This window comes from Winogradskyella flava, from assembly GCF_014243395.1.
GTDB lineage: Bacteria > Bacteroidota > Bacteroidia > Flavobacteriales > Flavobacteriaceae > Winogradskyella > Winogradskyella flava.
Genome location: NZ_JACLCP010000001.1, coordinates 115,617 through 133,990 on the forward strand (window position 1 = coordinate 115,617; position 18,374 = coordinate 133,990).

Genomic DNA, 18,374 nt, shown 5'->3' on the forward strand with positions numbered 1-18,374 from the left:
TAAATACTTCTTAACTTTAGACACTTTAAGTACTACTATGAACATTGTCATTCTTTCTAGAAATGAAAATTTATATTCTACAAGACGTCTTATTGAAGAGGGTGAAAACAGAGGTCATGATATAGAGGTTATTGATCCTTTAAAGTGTGACATCATTATAGAAAAGGAAAAACCAACAGTGTATTACAGAGATCGCTATTTAGATTATGTAGATGCTATTATCCCTAGAATCGGAGCTTCGGTTACTTTTTTTGGTTGTGCTGTCGTGAGGCAATTTGAAATGATGAATGTTTTCACAACCGTTACATCTGATGCCATTATTAGAAGTAGAGATAAACTAAGAAGTTTTCAACGCTTATCTAAAGCAGGAATAGGTATGCCCAAAACGGTTTTCACCAATTATTCTAGAGATGTTGAAGAAGTTTTGAATCATGTTGGCGGACCACCCGTAATTATAAAACTTTTGGAGGGTACTCAAGGCCTAGGCGTTGTTCTGGCTGAATCTAGAAATGCAGCCGAGTCCGTATTAGAAGCGTTTAATGGGTTGCAAGCTAGGGCTTTAGTTCAAGAATATATCAAAGAGGCCAAAGGTGCTGATTTAAGAGCGCTTATTGTAGATGGACAAGTGGTTGGAGCCATGAAGCGTCAAGGACGCGAAGGCGAGTTTAGATCAAACCTTCATCGCGGAGGCAGTGCCAATTACATAAAACTTTCAGAAGATGAATTAAAATTGGCCATCAAAGCTGCGCGTGCCTTAAAACTGCCTGTCTGTGGTGTTGATATGCTACAATCCTCTAGAGGACCTTTAATAATGGAAGTTAATTCCACGCCAGGTTTAGAAGGTATAGAAGGGGCTACTCATAAAAATATAGCAAGAGCAATTATTACATTCATAGAACGCAACAGAAGATAAATGAGCGATAAAGAAGTATTACACATTCTAGGAGAAAGCGTGGCACTCGGCGAAAGTGCGAAAGTGAGTTTTAATGTTGCCAAACTACACACTCAAAATACCATTGACGTTCCAGTGATTATTGAGCGCTCAAAAAAACCTGGACCAACGGTTTTAATAACTGCAGGTATTCATGGGGATGAAGTCAACGGCGTTGAAATTGTGCGTCAGATTATAGCCAAAGGCATTAATAAACCAAAAAGAGGTACCATTATTTGTATTCCTGTTATCAATGTATTTGGTTTTATCCACATGGATAGAGAATTTCCGGATGGTAGAGATTTAAATCGTGTTTTTCCTGGAGGAAAAGGTGGTTCTTTGGCCAGTAGAGTCGCACACAAACTTATGACCGAGATTGTACCTCACACGGATTTAATTCTGGATTTTCATACTGGTGGTGCAGATCGATTTAATGCAGCACAAATTAGAATAGTAAAGAATGAAATAGTTTTGGACGAGTTGGCACAGGTTTTTGGAGCTCCAGTAATATATTACTCTAAAAACCTCAATAAATCCTTTAGAAATTCGTGCTATAAACTGGGTATACCAATGTTACTTTTCGAGGGCGGAAAGTCATTTCACATCGATAGTACCGTGACGAATACAGGAGTCAATGGCACCAAACGTGTACTATATCATCTAGAGATGTTAAATAGAAAATTTAAGGTATCCAAACCAAAAAAAGGCTGTATTAAAATTGCCGACAGTAAGTGGATTAGGGCAAATCATTCTGGTATGTTTAAATCCGCAGTTTCCGTTAATGCTCAAGTGAAAAAAGGTGATGTTCTAGGACATATTACAGATCCTTATGGTAGCTTTAACCATTTTGTGAAAGCTCCTAACGATGGTTATATTTTTAATGTCAATGAATCACCAATCATTTATCAAGGTGATGCTATTTTTCATATTTCTACAAAATTGAAATCATGAAAAAAAGTGAGTTAAGACAAAAATATAAAACCTTACGTCAAAACTTATCCGAATCTCAAATTGAAGATTACAGCTTAAAAATTGCAAATCAATTATTGCAACTTGATATTTGGAACAAGTCCTTTTATCACATCTTTCTAACTATTGAAGAGCAGAAAGAAATCAATACAGAATACATTCTAAATATTTTAGCGGGAAAAGACAAGAATATTGTTATCTCTAAAAGCAATTTTAGCGATTGCTCTATGACACACTTTTTGCTCACGGACAATACAAAAATTAGAAAAAATAGATACAATATTCCAGAACCCATTGATGGTATAGAGATTTTACCTTCACAAATTGATGTAGTTTTAGTCCCTCTCTTAGCTTTTGATAAGGTTGGAAATCGAATTGGCTATGGTAAAGGTTTTTATGATCGCTTTTTAACCAATTGTACACCTGAAACCCTAAAAATTGGATTATCCTTCTTTGAACCTGAAAAAGAAATTTCTTACTCAGACCAAAACGATGTCACCCTAGACTATTGTGTTATTCCCAACAAGATATACGCTTTCTAGATTTTGTATTTCATCGATAAAATGCCAAAAATATAGATTAAATGTGTATTTTTTATATATTGCAGGAATGTTAAATCGGAATCAATCCCCTAGCACTGATTCTTAACCTACAAATTAATGACGGAATCTGCCCTTAAACAGAATCTAATTCCCGATAAAAAAATTGCCTATTGGGAGCTGAATAATAATACAAGCTTCTGGTCAAAAGCGTTTATAAAACAACTTAAATTTAAGCCCAGAGAAGTAGATACTTCACTTAATTACTTTTTGGACTCAATTATTCACGAGAACTACAGGGAAGCCTTTAAAGATAATTTTTACAATCTCGTCAGAAATGATGTGGACTTTAGGCAAAAGCTTTTACTGAAAAATAGATCGGGAGGATATTCAGAATTTATTTGTAAAACTAATGACGAACTGAAAATTTCTTTAAATAAGGAAAGTACAAAAACCATTTTCTTCTTTAAGTCTAAATTAAAAACACATAAAAAGGTTAGAGATAATAACTTTTACTATTTAGAAACAGCAACAATGACTTCCACAGGGAGTTGGTATATAGATTTTGAAAAGAAGAAAAGTTACTGGGACGATATTACTAGAAAAATACTAGAATATCCTGAAGACTTTATTCCATCACTGAAGATGGCCTATAAATTATACTCTGAAGAGCATCAAGCACTAGCATCAAGCGCATTTTTTGAGTGTAGTCTCTCAGGAAAACCTTTTGATTTAGAGATTTTAATGGTCACAGCAAAGAATAGAAAGTTTTGGGCTAGAGCCATGGGTAAACCTGTATTCAATGATAACAAAGAAATTGTTGGTTTAAGAGGCATATTTCAAGATATTGATGATATAAAACAAAAAGAGCTATATCTTGAAAAGACATCAAAAATAATTGAAACTCAGAATTCAAGATTATTCAATTTTGCGCATATCGTCTCGCACAATCTCAGATCGCATTCCAGTAATCTCTCTCTAATTATGGATTTGATTGGCGACGTAGAAAGCAAGGAAGAAAAATTAGAACTTATCAACAATATCAAGGATGTGTCCAATAGTTTAAATACTACAATAGAGCACTTAAATGAGGTGGTCACCATACAGACCAATGCACAACAAAGCAAAGAAATTGTCAGTTTATCCAAGACATTAGATCAAGTTACAACGTCTATCAATCAAATTATCAAATCCAAAAAAGTGACGATTGTTTCGGACTTTTCAAAAGGAGACAAGGTAAATTACATTCCTGCTTATATGGATAGTATTTTATTGAATCTTATAACAAATGCTATAAAGTACAAACATGCAGAGCGCGATCCTCTTATTGAAATAAGTACACTTCTCGATTTCAAAGACAATGATAGGCTTGTTTTAAACATCAAAGACAACGGCTCTGGAATAGACCTAGATAAATTCGGAGACAAACTTTTTGGAATGTATAAAACATTTCACTATAATGAGGACGCTAGAGGCATTGGCCTATTTATTACTAAAAACCAAATAGAATCCCTTAATGGCGAAATCAATGTGGCTAGCATAGTAAATGTAGGTACTACATTTACGATTAAGTTTTAATTTCTGTGCTATGAAAGATAAAATACATTTGGCCTGTATCATTGATGATGATAGTATCTATATCAATTTGATTAAGAAAATTATTGAAACAAAAAAGCTCTGTGAAAATTTATTGGTGTTCAATGACGGTAAGGAAGGTATTGAATATTTTGAAGCGCTGCTTCAGAATTTAGACGAAAAAAATATTCCAGAAGTTATTTTACTGGACATCAACATGCCTATAATGGATGGATGGGAATTCATAGAACGCTTTACAAAAATCAAGAATAAATTCAATAGTCATATCACACTCTATTTGGTGAGTTCTTCCATTGATGTGCGCGATATCGATAAAGCGAAATCTCTCTCTACTGTTGAGAATTATTTAGTTAAGCCAGTTAAGATAGATGAATTAGAGGCTGTATTTAACAAAACCGCCTAATTTTTAAAAGCCCTTTTATTAAACACGATTAAAATTCCTATTCCTGTACTAATAGCTATATCAGCAACATTAAATACAGGATCGAAAAACGAAAAGTATTTTCCTCCTATAATTGGTAACCATTCTGGTAAAATACCACTCCAAATTGGAAAATGTAACATGTCTACAACATTGCCGTGAAACACATCTGCATAACCTCCACTTTCTGGAAGAAATACAGCTACTTCCATATGACTATCGCCGAACAAAATACCGTAAAATACGGAATCAATAATATTGCCTAAAGCTCCAGCGAAGATTATGGCAATAGCAAAAATTAGGGTTTTAGATTTTTGTTTTTTGATGACATCAACCAACCAAAAGCCAATACCGGTTACTGCTACAATTCTAAATAGTGTCAAAATAAGTTTAGCGAACCTGTCTGAAATAAAGGTGAAAAAATCGCTCAGTTTCGCACCCCAAGCCATGCCGTCATTTTCCACAAAAGCAATCTCAAACCAAGACAGTACTTTGATAGGATCATCTCCTAAGGAAAAATGGGTTTTAATATAAATTTTACTGATTTGATCAATCAGTAAAATTAATAAGATGATAAATGAAGCTTTCTTTAATGACATAATAAAAAAAGCTTTGAAATTTTATGGATTCAAAGCTTTAAGGTTTTATTGCTATAATTTTTTAAAATCTAAGTCTGAGAAAGATTTCTGCTTTCCTAAGAATTCATTTACTTCTGCATATTCTTAGCTTCGATACTTAAGGTCGCATGAGGTACTAATTTTAAACGCTCTTTCTTTATAAGCTTACCTGTGACACGACACACACCATAGGTTTTATTTTCAATTCTAATCATAGCATTCCTTAAGTCTCGTATAAACTTCTCTTGACGAATTGCTAAAGCAGAATTTGCTTCTTTGCTCATTGTGGCACTGCCTTCCTCAAAGGCCTTAAAGGTTGGAGACGTATCGTCCGTGCCATTGTTATGATCATTCATGTAAGCACTTTTAATCAATTCTAAATCGTGCTCTGCTTTGTCAATTTTTTCTTGAATTAATACTTTAAATTCTTCTAAATCCTTATCAGAATATCTGTTTGTTGTATCTGTCGCCATATTTTTAATGTTTTTGTATAAACAATTTGGTATTTACCTCATCGAAAGCAATTTCTATACCATTGTTTACATTGTCAATAATTTGTAATGTCTCGGTTAAGGTTTCCGTTTTAATGTAATCTTCATTTGAAGCAATTGCTGCTGCAATCTGTACATCATTTTGAAGTTGAACATCAATACGATCCGTCACTTCAAAACCAGAATCCTTACGCAAATTTTGAATACGGTTTACGAGCTCACGTGCAATCCCCTCTTTACGTAATTCTTCAGTTATAGTTACATCTAAAGCCACGGTTAGTGAACCTTCATTTGCAACAAGCCAGCCTTCAATATCTTGCGATGTAATCTCTACATCATCTATCTCCAAAGTAATATTTTTTCCGTTAACTTCAACGTCTAAAACGCCATTTTGCTCGATTTTTTTGATATCTTCTGCAGAAAATGCATTTATAACATTGGAAATCAGCTTCATATCCTTTCCAAATCTTGGTCCTAAAACCTTGAAATTTGGTTTAATCTGTTTCACCAAAATGTCTGAAGCATCCTCTAAAAGCTCTATGTCCTTGATATTTAACTCATGCTTTATTAAATCTGCAACGGCTTCTATTTCTTCCTTTTGTTGCGCATTATCAATAGGAATCATAATTTTTTGAAGTGGTTGGCGCACCTTGATCTTCTCCTTAGCTCTCAACGATAAAACTAGAGATGATATTGTTTGTGCATTTTCCATTTTTCGTTCCAAGGTCTTATCTATAGCCGATGTATGTACCTCAGGAAATTCAGCCAAATGAACGCTCTCAAAGGTTTCTTTATTGGTTACTGCATTGAGGTCTAGATACAAGCGATCCATAAAGAACGGTGCAATTGGCGCACCCAACTTAGCAATAGTTACCATACAAGTATATAAGGTTTGGTAAGCCGAAATTTTATCAGTTTGGTAGTCGCCTTTCCAGAAACGTCTTCTGCTTAACCGCACATACCAGTTACTCAAGTAATCTTGTGTAAAGTTTGAAATAGCTCTAGCAGATTTTGTGGGCTCATAGTCTGCATAAAAGGTATCCACTTTTTCAATAAGAGTATTTAATTCTGACAGAATCCAACGATCGAGTTCCGGCCTTTCGTTTACAGGAATGTCTTCCTCAGCATAATTAAAACCATCTAAATTCGTATAAAGTGAAAAGAATGAATAGGTATTATACAGTGTACCGAAAAATTTGCGTTTCACCTCTTCTACGCCTTCAATATCAAACTTTAAGTTGTCCCAAGGATTGGCATTACTAATCATATACCAACGGGTTGCATCTGCACCATGATTGGCAAGAGTCTCAAAAGGATCTACAGCATTTCCCAAACGCTTGGACATTTTCTGTCCATTCTTATCTAAAACCAACCCGTTAGACACCACGTTTTTATAAGCAACAGAATCAAAAACCATAGTCCCAATAGCATGAAGTGTATAGAACCAACCACGTGTTTGGTCTACCCCTTCTGCTATAAAATCTGCTGGGAAAGCTTCGTTATTATCTATAAGCTCTTTATTTTCAAAAGGATAGTGCCATTGCGCATAAGGCATAGAGCCCGAATCAAACCAAACATCTATCAAATCACTTTCGCGCTTCATGGGTTGTCCTGATTCCGAAATCAATACAATCTTATCAACTACATTTTTGTGTAAATCAACAGTCTCATAATTTTCTTCAGACATATTACCGACTTCAAAATCATCAAAAATATCTTCAGACATAATGCCCGCTTCAACAGACTTTGCCATTTCAGATTTTAATTCTTCTACTGAACCAATACATATCTGTTCTTTACCATCTTCGGTTCTCCAAATTGGCAAAGGTATTCCCCAAAAACGTGACCGTGATAAATTCCAGTCATTGGCATTAGCTAACCAATTACCAAAGCGACCTTCTCCAGTTGATTTTGGTTTCCAATTTATAAATGTATTTAACTCATGCATTCTACCTTTGACGTCAGTAACTTTAATAAACCATGAGTCTAAAGGATAGTACAAAATTGGTTTATCAGTTCTCCAGCAATTTGGGTAACTATGCTTATACTTTTCAACCTTAAAGGCTTTATTTTCAATCTTCAATTTAATGGCTAATTCTACATCTACAGACTTTTCTGGTGCTTCACCATCATTATAATATTCATTCTTCACGTACTTACCAGCAAACTCTCCCATTTCTGGTCTAAAACGTCCTTGTAAATCTACAAGCGGCACCATATTGCCATTATCGTCTTTTATCAGCATCGGAGGAATCTCTGGTTTAGCTTGTTTTGCTACCAAAGCATCATCGGCTCCAAATGTGGGTGCTGTGTGCACAATACCTGTACCATCTTCCGTAGTTACAAAATCCCCAGAAATAACCCTAAATGCATTTTCAGGATTATCGTTAGGTAAGGCATAATCTAAAAGTTGTTCGTAAGTAACACCTACTAAATCCTTACCTTTGAACTCTTTAACTATATAAAAAGGAATCTTTTTATTGCCCTCTTTGAATTCTAAAAGGTCTGGTTTTGCTTCAACTTGTTTATATTTTCCATCAAATTGTTTTTCTACTAAATTCTTAGCCAAAACGACATTCATCGGTTGGAATGTATATTGATTGTATGTTTCAACTAAAACATAATCAATTTTAGGCCCAACAGTTAAAGCTGTATTACTAGGCAAAGTCCAAGGCGTTGTCGTCCAAGCCAAGAAGTAAACATCACCTTCATTTTGAAGAAACTCTGGCAAGGATTCTGGCTTCGCTTTAAACTGTGCCACAACGGTAGTATCTGTAACATCTTGATACGTTCCTGGTTGATTTAGCTCATGAGAACTTAAACCTGTACCAGCTTTAGGTGAATATGGCTGAATGGTATAACCCTTATACAACAAATTCTTATCGTAAATCTGCTTTAATAACCACCAAACAGATTCCATGTATTTGGACTTGTAAGTAATATATGGATCATCCATATCTACCCAATAACCCATTTTTTTGGTGAGGTCATTCCAGATATCTGTATAACGCATTACTGCCTTTTTACAGGCTTCGTTATATTCTTCTATGGAGATCTTAGTCCCAATATCTTCTTTGGTAATGCCTAGTTCTTTCTCTACACCAAGTTCAACTGGCAAACCATGCGTATCCCAACCGGCTTTACGTTTTACCTGAAACCCTTTCATGGTCTTGTAACGCGGGAAGATATCTTTAATAGCGCGCGCAAGAACGTGATGAACACCAGGTAGTCCGTTTGCAGATGGCGGCCCTTCAAAGAACACATAAGGTTGATGTCCCTCGCGTGTCGTTACGCTTTTCTCAAAGATGCTATTGTCTTCCCAATACCTACTGATATCTTCAGCAACCTTTGGTAAGTTAAGTCCTTTATATTCAGTGAACTTTTGGCTCATTATCGTCTAGTATTACAAGAGCGCAAAATTAAAGAAATTTAAACAAAAAAGTAAGTGTTTTAAGATGTAAGTGTTTAATACTGGATTTTTACTTTTTTAACTTAAAATACTTGTAGAAGAGTCGATGATTTTTGGATGGGAAAAACGGATTTACGAATACCGTCTTCTCAATACCATTATCGAGGTAAGTAATTTCTCCATCTTGGATATGTTGAATCTGGGACAACTCAATCTTTGTTTCATCTTTGAAATAAAAACAATCCTCATCGAAAGAGATAGTACTAGCTCTAAGTAATTTTCGTGCGAAAATTATATAATTGAAACTTACAAAAATCAATCCTACGATGACTCCTGACAAGTCTTTAGCAATAATAGAGTAAAGTGTTACACCAACTGCTATAATCAATGAGATATAACTAATTAATGCAAAAAATTGCCCTAAAGTTGATGACAGCGATTTTTTCATCATTATTTAACTTAAGTCACTTTTAAAATTCTTTTTTTCAAAGGAATTTTACTTAAACCACAAACCCTATTAAATCTTCAATCTTAGAAATCAGTTGGATTTTTATACTTGACTTTTTTAAGGAAATTTTATTGTATTTAGACACAAAAATAGTTGAGAATCCTAGTTTTTCTGCTTCTAAAATACGTTGCTCCACACGCTGTACAGGCCTTATTTCACCAGATAAACCAACCTCAGCTGCAAAACAATAATCACTAGGTAAAGCCACATCTTCGTTTGAAGACAAAATAGCAGCCACAACGGCCAAATCAATCGCTGGATCATCTACTGTAATACCACCAGTAATATTTAAAAAGACATCTTTTGCACCTAAACGAAAACCAGCTCTTTTCTCTAAAACAGCTAACAGCATGTTTAAACGCTTGGCATTAAATCCTGTTGCAGAACGTTGAGGCGTTCCGTAAACTGCTGTGCTGACCAAAGCTTGTACCTCAATCATCAAAGGTCTTAAACCTTCTAATGTTGCTGCAACAGCATTGCCAGAGAGTTCGCCATCTTTTTCGGAAATCAATATCTCAGATGGATTTGACACCTCTCGTAATCCTGAGCCTTGCATTTCATAGATACCAAGCTCATTGGTAGAGCCAAATCGATTTTTATGAGCCCTTAGGATTCTAAAAACATGGTTGCGATCGCCTTCGAACTGAAGCACTGTATCGACCATATGCTCTAAAATCTTTGGACCGGCAATATGGCCATCTTTAGTAATATGACCAATTAACAATACAGGTGTTGCTGTTTCTTTTGCAAACTTTATTAGTTCAGTGGTGCATTCCTTTATTTGTGAAATACTACCTGCAGAAGACTCTATATAGTCACTATGCAATGTCTGAATAGAATCTATAACCACCAAATCCGGCTCTAAAGCTTCGATTTGGTTAAAAATATTCTGCGTCTTGGTTTCAGTGAGAATATAACAGTTGTTACTGTTGGGATTAATGCGCTCTGCACGCATTTTTATCTGTTTTTGGCTTTCCTCACCAGAAACATAAAGCGTTTTATATGGCAACTTTAGAGCAATTTGAAGTAGAAGTGTACTTTTACCAATACCTGGTTCCCCTCCCAAAAGCGTTAATGACCCTTGTACCATTCCACCACCAAGTACGCGATTAAATTCTGCATCTTGCATGTCTAACCGTGCTTCTTGCGAAGTATCGATTTCATTTATTCTTAAAGGCTTACTAACTCGCTTTGCAGCTGTTGATGGCGATTTCCAGTCGCTTTTCTCTGGCTTTTGTATAACTTCTTCTGCAATAGTATTCCATGCCTTACAAGATGTACATTGTCCTTGCCATTTAGCATACTGACTACCACAGTTTTGGCAGAAAAAAGTTGTTTTTACTTTAGCCATGTTCTCTTCTCGATCCCGATAGTTTTCGGGAAGGAATCACATTAATTTTAGAATGGCTAAATTAATATAATTTTAGTTGATGTCTTTAAACCAAGTGATAAAGGCTAAAACTTTTAATGAGGCTAATCTTGAAATAAAGCCAGAAAATAAAAAGTGTTTTGCTCTTCGATATAAGGACTCAAAAAAATGGTCGGTATTTATTTGTTTAGTTTTCTTCATCTTCATCTTCAATTTCTTCTAAATCAGCAATGATTGCTTCATCATCAACTTCTTCTACTGGTGCTAAAGCTAAAGTTAGCTCTTCAATTTTTGAAGTTATGTAGTCTCTATTAATATTAGTAGCATCATTCAACTCTAGTGCAGATTCATAAATCTTCTTAGCCTTTTTAATTTTGCCTAATTTCTCGGCAGAATAAGCAATGTAATAAGTCCCTAATAAAGTTTCAGGGAATAATTTATTTGATAGCTTTCCTAACTTAGCCAATGACTTGAAGTCTTCACGCTGCTCAGCAACTTTCGCTACTTTTTCTAACTCTTCCTCGCTAATCTCTTTAGTTACTCCAAATAGTTTTTCTATTCTATCGTATCTATCGACCAAATACTTATCTAGAGTACCATCATAATTAAATACTTTCTCTTGTAATTCCTTTTCTCTTAGCGGATTATATATTTCAAAGATTTTATCAAAAGACCTTGCAATAGCACCGTTAACTAGGGTATAATGGTTTTCGTCCTTAAAATCATCAAAATAATACGTGATGTTAGAATTTTCCAGTGCTTTTATTTGTCCATCTAAATCTAAAATATTTTTCCTCAATGATGGAATATCCTTTTCTGAAGTTGCCATATAATAGAAAATATCTCCCTTGTACAATTCTAAACGTTTAGTAATAAAATGCATTAAGTTGCCATAAAAATCCGGACTCATACAAACATAGGCTTGAAATGCTGGCTCTTGATTAAAAAGGTAAGAATTGATAAAATTACCCATAACGTCATGGCTAACTGCAACTCTAAACTTACTCGTATTATATTTACCATCAATATAGGGCAATAGTTCTGTCTCAACGAACTCATGGAAACGTTTACCAGAATCCATAGGCAAACCCGTTTTAGCTTCATAAAAACTATCATATTCACGTTCCTCCCTCTGAAGAATACCAACAATTATAGATGGCGGCATATCATCGAAATATGTCTGAAACTCCACTTGACCAACAACAGGTTCAAACAAGTAATCACCATCAAAAACAACGATTACAGGATATTTCATCTCTGAATCTGCATCATAGTCTTTAGGGAGTTTAACCTTTATTTTTCTAACTGAATTAAGTCGTGCTGAACTTATTTCCTCGTAAGATATCTGAGCAAAAGATGCCGCATAAATGAAGCAAGCAAGAGCTATCATTGTAGCTTTTCTCATAATAGTAGGTTTAGATTTGGGACTCCAAACATACTAAAATATCGTTAAGTTGCGAATTTTTTTCGACGAAATGCAATTAATTGTCCGTCTCTTCTTGAAGATCGTATATTTTTTCAAGCATAATTTCCTTGTCAATATACTGAGAAGGCTCAAGAAGCAGACCTGATTTATAACGTATTAATGCTTTTCTAAGATTACCTTCTTTTTCGTAGTACATTCCCATATAATAGGCGCTCAACATAGATTTAGGGAATTTTTTCTTAACCAGTTTCGCTAAATTTTCAAGAGATTCTAAATCGTCCTTCTTTTTACTTGCCGCGGCGATAGCTCTGATATCGTTTTCAATTAGTTTCTTTTCAAAACCATAGAAATATTCTATGTCCTCGTACTTTTTTACCAAATAATCATATGGAGAACCCTCATATGTAAGGACTTTTTCATTGTATTCCTTACCATTTATGGGTTTGTAAAGTGAAAAAATCTCATTTAGCGCTTTTGGGATTCCTCTTCCTACTAAAGAATAGTGATTAGCATCTTCAAAATTATCAAACGTATACTGGAGCTTGGGATTCTCAATTGATTTAATTGTAGAGTCTGCTTCTACAATAGACTCTCTTAACACCTTTAAATCTGCATCTGCAGTGGCCATGTAATAAAACGTCTCCTGTTCTATTATAGCCAAACGTTGCGTTAATCTATCTGCTATTTTCGGAGCAAAATCGGGACTTAAACTTATAAACGCCCTAAACATTGGTACATCTTTAAAAAGATAATAGTTAATATAGTTTGCGCTCTTATCGTGCCCAACGATAATTCTAAATTTTGACGCTTTATAATTTTGTTCTATAAAGGGAATTAATTCGGCACCCATAAATTCATAGAAATCTGCTCCCTCATGAATTGGAAAGCTTGTTTCTTCAGCATAAAATAGATCATCTTCTCTTGTATCTGCTTGTTTTACACCTACAACTATGCAGTCCGGTATATCTTCCCAATACGCTTGGTAGTCTATATTTCCCGCCACAGGTTCGAATAAATAATCACCATCAAGTACAATAACCAAAGGATAGGTTCTTTTAGATTCAGGATCATAATTTCGCGGCAATTGTACTTTTAGCTCACGCTCCTGGCCCAGTTTATAAGAATCAATGGATTTGTAAATCGCTTGCGCTTGTATATTAAAAACTACTAAACAAAATATGATTAGCGTGTAAAATTTCTTCATGTTATAGTTAAACTTAAAAGTTAAAGCAAGGTAAAAAATATTTCTATATGCTGGTTTTCTTTCTGTTATAGATTGGTAAATAGACTAAAGATAACCCTCCAAGAATTATGATCACTAGGGTTTGAGTAGACCACATTATCCAACCAAATGCTCTACTCGGGTCTTCTGGCATACTAAATAAAGTGAACGCAATGACTATGGCCTCTGGAAACGATCCAATACCACCATTGGTAGCAGCGATGCTAAAACTCGCCAAAATAAAACCAATTAAAACCGCCGCAAGAGATATGTTATTGAGCTCTGGTAAAGCTAGGGTTGTAACGTAGAACATGGACAAATACATTGCCCAAATAAATATTGTGTGAAAAATAAAGGCCCATTTCCTTTTCATTTTAAAGATACTAAATGCACCTTCTATAAGTCCTTGAACAAAACCTTTTACTTTTTGAGCAAATTTTGAAGTGCTTTTAGATATAAATAGATATAGTGCAATACATATTAACAAAAAAGCGACTCCACCAATAACTAAGGTTGTTGGATTGAATTTTTTCGCAAAAAAATCATAAATAAATTCAAACTCTAAGACAAGTGCTATACCAACTATCAATAGAAGCATAATTGTATCTGCAACGCGTTCTGCTACAATAGTACCGAATCCTTTGTCAAAAGGAATATCCTCATAACTAGTTAAAATAGAAGCTCTGGCGATTTCACCTGCTCTAGGAATTGTGAAATTTATAAGATATGCTGAATATACGGCCATAAAACTGTTGATAAACTTAGGTCTATAGCCCAATGGCTCTGCCATATACAACCAACGATAAGCTCTAGAGGTATGGCTTAAAATTCCCAAGATTACACCAAGAATTATCCAAAAATAATCGGCATCCTTAAAATACTGAACTAGTTTTGAAACCGAAATTTGAGATAAAGAATACCATACCAAAACAACTCCTAAGAGTAAAGGCAAAGCAACTTTTAGGATAGATTTTGAATTGTTCAAGAGTTTATTTTAGAAGATTGGTAGCTTCATCTGGAAATACTAAAGATGGTTTAAGAACTTTAGCTTCTTCAATATCCATAAAGGCATAAGTAATTAAAATCAGGATATCACCTACGGCAACTTTACGAGCCGCAGCACCATTTAATGTAATTTCACCGCTATTGCGAGGCCCAGGAATACAATATGTTTCTAGGCGTTCTCCATTGTTATTATTTACAATTTGAACTTTTTCTCCCTGTATAATGTTTGCAGCATCCATTAAATCTTCATCAATAGTTATACTACCAATGTAATTGAGGTCTGCACCTGTACATTTAACGCGATGTATCTTAGATTTTACAACTTGAATTTGCATGAGGCAAAGATAATTAATTTAAGGCGATATTATCTATTAGTCTTATATCACCAGCATATACTGCTATAAAAGCTCTATATGTCTTTTTTGTTGATTTACGTTTTACTGGTTTTAAGGTCTTTGTATCGGCAATGATAAAATACTCCAATTCTAAGAGTGGTTGTGTCTCAAATTGCATCTCAACCCATTCCGTAACGTATTTAGCACTTTTTGTGCCAAACTTAGTTTTGGCAGTTTTTAGTGTTTTGTAAATGAATGGCGCAGCTGCCCTATGCTCTGGTGTCAATCTCGTATTTCTAGAACTCATGGCCAAACCGTCTAGCGCCCTATGAATTGCACAGCCAATGACTTTCACTGGTAAATTATGCAACTCTACCAGTTTTTTAATAATCTGTAACTGTTGAAAATCTTTTTCTCCAAAATAGGCCCTATTCGGTTTAACGATTTCGAATAAACGCTTTACTATAGTGCCTACGCCATCAAAATGACCATCCCTAAACGCGCCTTCCATTTCATGCTCAAGACCATCAAATGTGAATGATTGGGATTTTATATTGCTATCATAAATATCTTCAACAGTTGGCGCGTAGACCATAATTGTTTCGTCACTCACCGTTTTTAATAGCGAAACATCAGCCTCCAAGGTTCTTGGGTACTTAGCTAAGTCTTCATGATTATCGAATTGCGTAGGATTAACAAAAATACTCACCAATACAACATCATTTTCACTCAAACCTTTATTAACCAGAGATAAGTGACCATTATGAAGCGCTCCCATAGTAGGAACAAACCCGATAGATTTGCCCTTGGCTTTTAAGTCATCAATATGATGAGTTAATTCGGTTTTATTATGAAATATTTTCAATACTGTAACAAAAAATTAACGCGTGCAAACATAATATTTTACTGGCAATCTGCCCAAAATTTTGTAATTTTGCATGTTTTTTACTCTTAATTTTCAAAAGCAGCAGATTTATGAAAGATAAACGAATATTATATGTGTCCTCTGAAGTAGTACCATATTTACCAGAAACGGAGATTTCTTCAATGTCCTTTGAAGCTCCAAGAATGGTAAACAAGCAGGGAGGGCAGATACGAATATTTATGCCACGCTTTGGAAACATTAATGAACGCAGACATCAATTGCACGAAGTTATACGATTATCCGGTATTAATTTAGTGATAAACGATTTGGATATGCCTCTAATTATTAAAGTAGCATCCATTCCAAAGGAACGCATTCAAGTTTATTTTATAGATAACGAAGAGTATTTTAAAAGAAAAGCGACCTTGACAGACGAGGATGGCAAACTATTCCCAGATAATGACGAACGCGCCATATTCTTTGCTAAAGGTGTCATTGAAACGGTGAAGAAACTAAATTGGGCTCCAGATATTATACATGTGAATGGTTGGTTGGCTTCACTCTTACCATTATATCTTAAGGAATTTTATAAAACGGAGCCTTTATTTACAGAAAGTAAAATTGTAACCTCTATTTACAATCAAAACTTTGATGGTACGTTAGATAAACAGATGATCGAAAAAATAAAATTTGATGGTTTGGATGAAGACGCTATCAAACCACTAGAAAAACCTGACTATATTAATCTAATGAAAGTAGCAATTGATAATTCCGATGCTGTTATAAGAGGCTCAGAAATGTTGCCTAAAGAATTAGATAGCTACATTAGCGATTTAACAAAACCCGTTTTGGAATTTCATTCTATTGAGGAATTTGCCGATCCCTATACTGAGTTTTACACAAATACTGTTTTAAACAGTTAACATTACTATGAAAAAAAATAAATTTGCCCTTCAAATTTTAGCTTTTGCTCTAATCTTAACAAGTTTCATTGCTTGTGATAAGGACTTCTCTAATCTAGAATCTGACATTTTAAATAGCGATATTGCTACCAATTTTGATATAACTAGTGATACGTGGGAAGTTATAACTTATACCGAGAACCTAGATCCCGTTCAAACTAATAATTTACCTGTAAACTCTTTAGGTATTTATGATGATTTTTATGGTAGAACCACATCTAGCTTTGTTACACAGCTAACACCAGGAGCTTTTGATCCTGATTTTGGTGAGGAAGAATTCCAACAAATAGATTCTGTGGTACTCAATCTACCTTATTTCTTTTCAGTTACTGAGGTTGATGAAGAAGGTGACTTCATTTATGACGTGGATTCAATAATACCAGAACCGACTGGAAGCACCTACAAACCAATAAGGCTACGAATATTTGAGAATAATTATTTTATAAGAGATTTTGACCCTACGGCGGACTTCAACCAATCTCAAGCCTATTTCTCAAATTTTTCCGCGTCAAGTACAGAAACAATTACTGCTTTAGAAGGCGAAGAACTTACAATCATTCCAGCGCCTCAAACGTCATATATTGTGGGAAGTTCAGACAATCAAATTAATATCAGTGAACAAGGATATAATTTAGAAACTATAGATGACAACGGAGATGTACAAATCTCAGAGAGACTTTCCCCTAGAATTAGGCTCAAATTAGACCCTGACTATTGGCAAAATAAAATAATAGTACTAGAGGGAGACGCCGTTCTAAGTAACACTAATAATTTTGCTGATTATTTTAGAGGACTTTATTTTAAAGCAGAACCGATTAATGATGATGGTAGTCTTTTAATTCTAAATACCTCAAGTCAAAATGCAAATATTACCATTTATTATACCAGACTAACGCCTTCGACTACAGATGATGCTACTGCTACACAGCAAGATACTTTTGTGCTAAATTTCGGCACTAGTAGTAATTCTGGTACTAGTAGTATTAATTTCTTTGTGAATGATTTCACGACTCCAATAGCAGATGGCAATCCGGATGCAGGTGATAGCAGAATATATCTCAAAGGTGGTGCAGGAGCAATTGGTAAAATAAAATTATTTAAGGGTGATGATATAAACGATGGAGATGATATGACGTTTGACACATGGAAAAGTGCATTTGTCGAAACCGATCAAGAAGGAAATTTTGTTCGATCAAAACGATTAGTTAATGAAGCTAATTTGGTTTTCTATGTAGACGAAAATCTAGTCAATACAGCAGATGCTCGTGAACCAGATCGCATATTTTTGTATGATGTAGATAATAAGAGACCGTTGGTAGATTATTTTTTAGATGGCATTAATAATAGCTTTCCTTTGTTTTCTGTTGCAAATCATCTTGGACCGTTAGAACGGGATGGTGATGAATCAGACGGAAATGGCATAAAATATAAATTAAGAATTACTGAACATATTAATAATTTGTTAGTAAGAGATTCAACCAATGTTGAGCTAGGCCTGTCTACTTCCTTAAATGTTAATTTAGAGGAGTCGATTACACAACGACAAGTTCAATCAACAGAAGATTCTGATTTAACTATACCCGTAAGTTCAGTGATGTCGCCTAGAGGCACAGTATTACATGGTAATAACACTGAGGACTTAAGTAAAAAAGTGTATTTAGAAATCTTTTACACCTGTACAGAAGAGAATGATTGCATCGAAGATTAAA

17 protein-coding genes are annotated in these 18,374 nt (G+C 34.7%); 7 read left to right on the forward strand and 10 right to left on the reverse strand.

Annotated features, from left to right (window positions below; genetic code table 11):
- Positions 1-37: 37 nt before the first annotated feature.
- The 5 genes from rimK to H7F21_RS00460 all read left to right on the forward strand — a co-directional run bounded on the left by rimK (position 38) and on the right by H7F21_RS00460 (position 4,438).
- Positions 38-913 (forward strand): 30S ribosomal protein S6--L-glutamate ligase, encoded by an 876-nt coding sequence (rimK, locus tag H7F21_RS00435; RefSeq protein ID WP_185787274.1) that lies wholly within the window; start codon positions 38-40, stop codon positions 911-913.
- Positions 914-1,882: a succinylglutamate desuccinylase/aspartoacylase family protein gene (locus H7F21_RS00440; RefSeq protein WP_185787275.1), complete on the forward strand. Its 969-nt coding sequence runs from the start codon at positions 914-916 to the stop codon at positions 1,880-1,882.
- Entirely contained in the window at positions 1,879-2,442 is a 564-nt protein-coding gene (locus tag H7F21_RS00445; protein ID WP_185787276.1) for a 5-formyltetrahydrofolate cyclo-ligase, read from the forward strand. Before H7F21_RS00440 ends, H7F21_RS00445 begins: the two co-directional genes overlap by 4 nt.
- A 117-nt stretch (positions 2,443-2,559) precedes the next feature.
- Positions 2,560-4,017 carry a PAS domain-containing sensor histidine kinase gene (locus tag H7F21_RS00455; RefSeq protein ID WP_185787277.1) on the forward strand — a complete coding sequence of 486 codons (1,458 nt, stop codon included), beginning with the start codon at positions 2,560-2,562 and terminating at the stop codon, positions 4,015-4,017.
- A 10-nt stretch (positions 4,018-4,027) separates the two neighbouring features.
- Complete coding sequence (locus H7F21_RS00460) at positions 4,028-4,438, forward strand: response regulator (RefSeq protein ID WP_185787278.1); 411 nt, start codon at positions 4,028-4,030, stop codon at positions 4,436-4,438.
- Here the strand turns inward: H7F21_RS00460 and H7F21_RS00465 are convergent.
- The 10 genes from H7F21_RS00465 to panC form a co-directional block, all read right to left on the reverse strand.
- Complete coding sequence (locus tag H7F21_RS00465) at positions 4,435-5,055, reverse strand: lipoprotein signal peptidase (RefSeq protein WP_185787279.1); 621 nt, start codon at positions 5,053-5,055, stop codon at positions 4,435-4,437. The two genes, H7F21_RS00460 and H7F21_RS00465, sit on opposite strands and share 4 nt — an antisense overlap.
- A gap of 107 nt (positions 5,056-5,162) precedes the next feature.
- Positions 5,163-5,546 (reverse strand): TraR/DksA family transcriptional regulator, encoded by a 384-nt coding sequence (locus H7F21_RS00470; protein ID WP_185787280.1) that lies wholly within the window; start codon positions 5,544-5,546, stop codon positions 5,163-5,165.
- A gap of 4 nt (positions 5,547-5,550) precedes the next feature.
- Entirely contained in the window at positions 5,551-8,955 is a 3,405-nt protein-coding gene (gene ileS / locus H7F21_RS00475; protein ID WP_185787281.1) for an isoleucine--tRNA ligase, read from the reverse strand.
- A gap of 88 nt (positions 8,956-9,043) precedes the next feature.
- Complete coding sequence (locus tag H7F21_RS00480; protein ID WP_185787282.1) at positions 9,044-9,424, reverse strand: hypothetical protein; 381 nt, start codon at positions 9,422-9,424, stop codon at positions 9,044-9,046.
- 49 nt (positions 9,425-9,473) lie between these two features.
- Positions 9,474-10,832, reverse strand: coding sequence for a DNA repair protein RadA (gene radA / locus H7F21_RS00485; protein WP_185787283.1), 1,359 nt, complete (start codon positions 10,830-10,832; stop codon positions 9,474-9,476).
- Positions 10,833-11,037: 205 nt separating this feature from the next.
- A complete protein-coding gene (locus tag H7F21_RS00490) occupies positions 11,038-12,255 on the reverse strand; it encodes an alpha/beta hydrolase (RefSeq protein ID WP_185787284.1) in 1,218 nt (405 codons plus the stop codon).
- 76 nt (positions 12,256-12,331) lie between these two features.
- Positions 12,332-13,480 carry an alpha/beta hydrolase gene (locus H7F21_RS00495; RefSeq protein WP_185787285.1) on the reverse strand — a complete coding sequence of 383 codons (1,149 nt, stop codon included), beginning with the start codon at positions 13,478-13,480 and terminating at the stop codon, positions 12,332-12,334.
- Between the two features lie 43 nt (positions 13,481-13,523).
- The gene (locus H7F21_RS00500; protein ID WP_185787286.1) at positions 13,524-14,483 is read right to left on the reverse strand and encodes a lysylphosphatidylglycerol synthase transmembrane domain-containing protein; all 960 of its coding nucleotides are present in this window, start codon (positions 14,481-14,483) and stop codon (positions 13,524-13,526) included.
- Between the two features lie 4 nt (positions 14,484-14,487).
- Positions 14,488-14,838, reverse strand: a complete 351-nt coding sequence (gene panD / locus H7F21_RS00505) for an aspartate 1-decarboxylase (protein WP_185787287.1) — start codon at positions 14,836-14,838, stop codon at positions 14,488-14,490.
- 13 nt (positions 14,839-14,851) lie between these two features.
- The gene (panC, locus tag H7F21_RS00510) at positions 14,852-15,703 is read right to left on the reverse strand and encodes a pantoate--beta-alanine ligase (RefSeq protein ID WP_185787288.1); all 852 of its coding nucleotides are present in this window, start codon (positions 15,701-15,703) and stop codon (positions 14,852-14,854) included.
- A 110-nt stretch (positions 15,704-15,813) separates the two neighbouring features.
- On the opposite strand from panC, the gene H7F21_RS00515 reads away from it, so the two are divergent.
- Both H7F21_RS00515 and bamH read left to right on the forward strand, forming a co-directional pair.
- The gene (locus tag H7F21_RS00515) at positions 15,814-16,626 is read left to right on the forward strand and encodes a glycogen/starch synthase (RefSeq protein WP_185787289.1); all 813 of its coding nucleotides are present in this window, start codon (positions 15,814-15,816) and stop codon (positions 16,624-16,626) included.
- A 7-nt stretch (positions 16,627-16,633) separates the two neighbouring features.
- Complete coding sequence (gene bamH / locus H7F21_RS00520) at positions 16,634-18,373, forward strand: BamH family beta-barrel-assembly machinery protein (RefSeq protein WP_185787290.1); 1,740 nt, start codon at positions 16,634-16,636, stop codon at positions 18,371-18,373.
- The last annotated feature ends 1 nt before the right edge of the window (position 18,374 follow it).

What these genes read in the sequence shown, in the direction of transcription:
- H7F21_RS00440 (WP_185787275.1), top strand. Translation starts at nt 914, where the DNA reads ATGAGCGATAAAGAAGTATTACACATTCTAGGAGAAAGCGTGGCACTC.
- H7F21_RS00490 (WP_185787284.1), bottom strand. Translation starts at nt 12,255, where the DNA reads ATGAGAAAAGCTACAATGATAGCTCTTGCTTGCTTCATTTATGCGGCA.
- H7F21_RS00515 (WP_185787289.1), top strand. Translation starts at nt 15,814, where the DNA reads ATGAAAGATAAACGAATATTATATGTGTCCTCTGAAGTAGTACCATAT.
- H7F21_RS00460 (WP_185787278.1), top strand. Translation starts at nt 4,028, where the DNA reads ATGAAAGATAAAATACATTTGGCCTGTATCATTGATGATGATAGTATC.
- bamH (WP_185787290.1), top strand. Translation starts at nt 16,634, where the DNA reads ATGAAAAAAAATAAATTTGCCCTTCAAATTTTAGCTTTTGCTCTAATC.
- rimK (WP_185787274.1), top strand. Translation starts at nt 38, where the DNA reads ATGAACATTGTCATTCTTTCTAGAAATGAAAATTTATATTCTACAAGA.
- H7F21_RS00465 (WP_185787279.1), bottom strand. Translation starts at nt 5,055, where the DNA reads ATGTCATTAAAGAAAGCTTCATTTATCATCTTATTAATTTTACTGATT.
- H7F21_RS00455 (WP_185787277.1), top strand. Translation starts at nt 2,560, where the DNA reads ATGACGGAATCTGCCCTTAAACAGAATCTAATTCCCGATAAAAAAATT.
- ileS (WP_185787281.1), bottom strand. Translation starts at nt 8,955, where the DNA reads ATGAGCCAAAAGTTCACTGAATATAAAGGACTTAACTTACCAAAGGTT.
- H7F21_RS00480 (WP_185787282.1), bottom strand. Translation starts at nt 9,424, where the DNA reads ATGATGAAAAAATCGCTGTCATCAACTTTAGGGCAATTTTTTGCATTA.
- H7F21_RS00470 (WP_185787280.1), bottom strand. Translation starts at nt 5,546, where the DNA reads ATGGCGACAGATACAACAAACAGATATTCTGATAAGGATTTAGAAGAA.
- H7F21_RS00445 (WP_185787276.1), top strand. Translation starts at nt 1,879, where the DNA reads ATGAAAAAAAGTGAGTTAAGACAAAAATATAAAACCTTACGTCAAAAC.
- radA (WP_185787283.1), bottom strand. Translation starts at nt 10,832, where the DNA reads ATGGCTAAAGTAAAAACAACTTTTTTCTGCCAAAACTGTGGTAGTCAG.
- panD (WP_185787287.1), bottom strand. Translation starts at nt 14,838, where the DNA reads ATGCAAATTCAAGTTGTAAAATCTAAGATACATCGCGTTAAATGTACA.
- H7F21_RS00495 (WP_185787285.1), bottom strand. Translation starts at nt 13,480, where the DNA reads ATGAAGAAATTTTACACGCTAATCATATTTTGTTTAGTAGTTTTTAAT.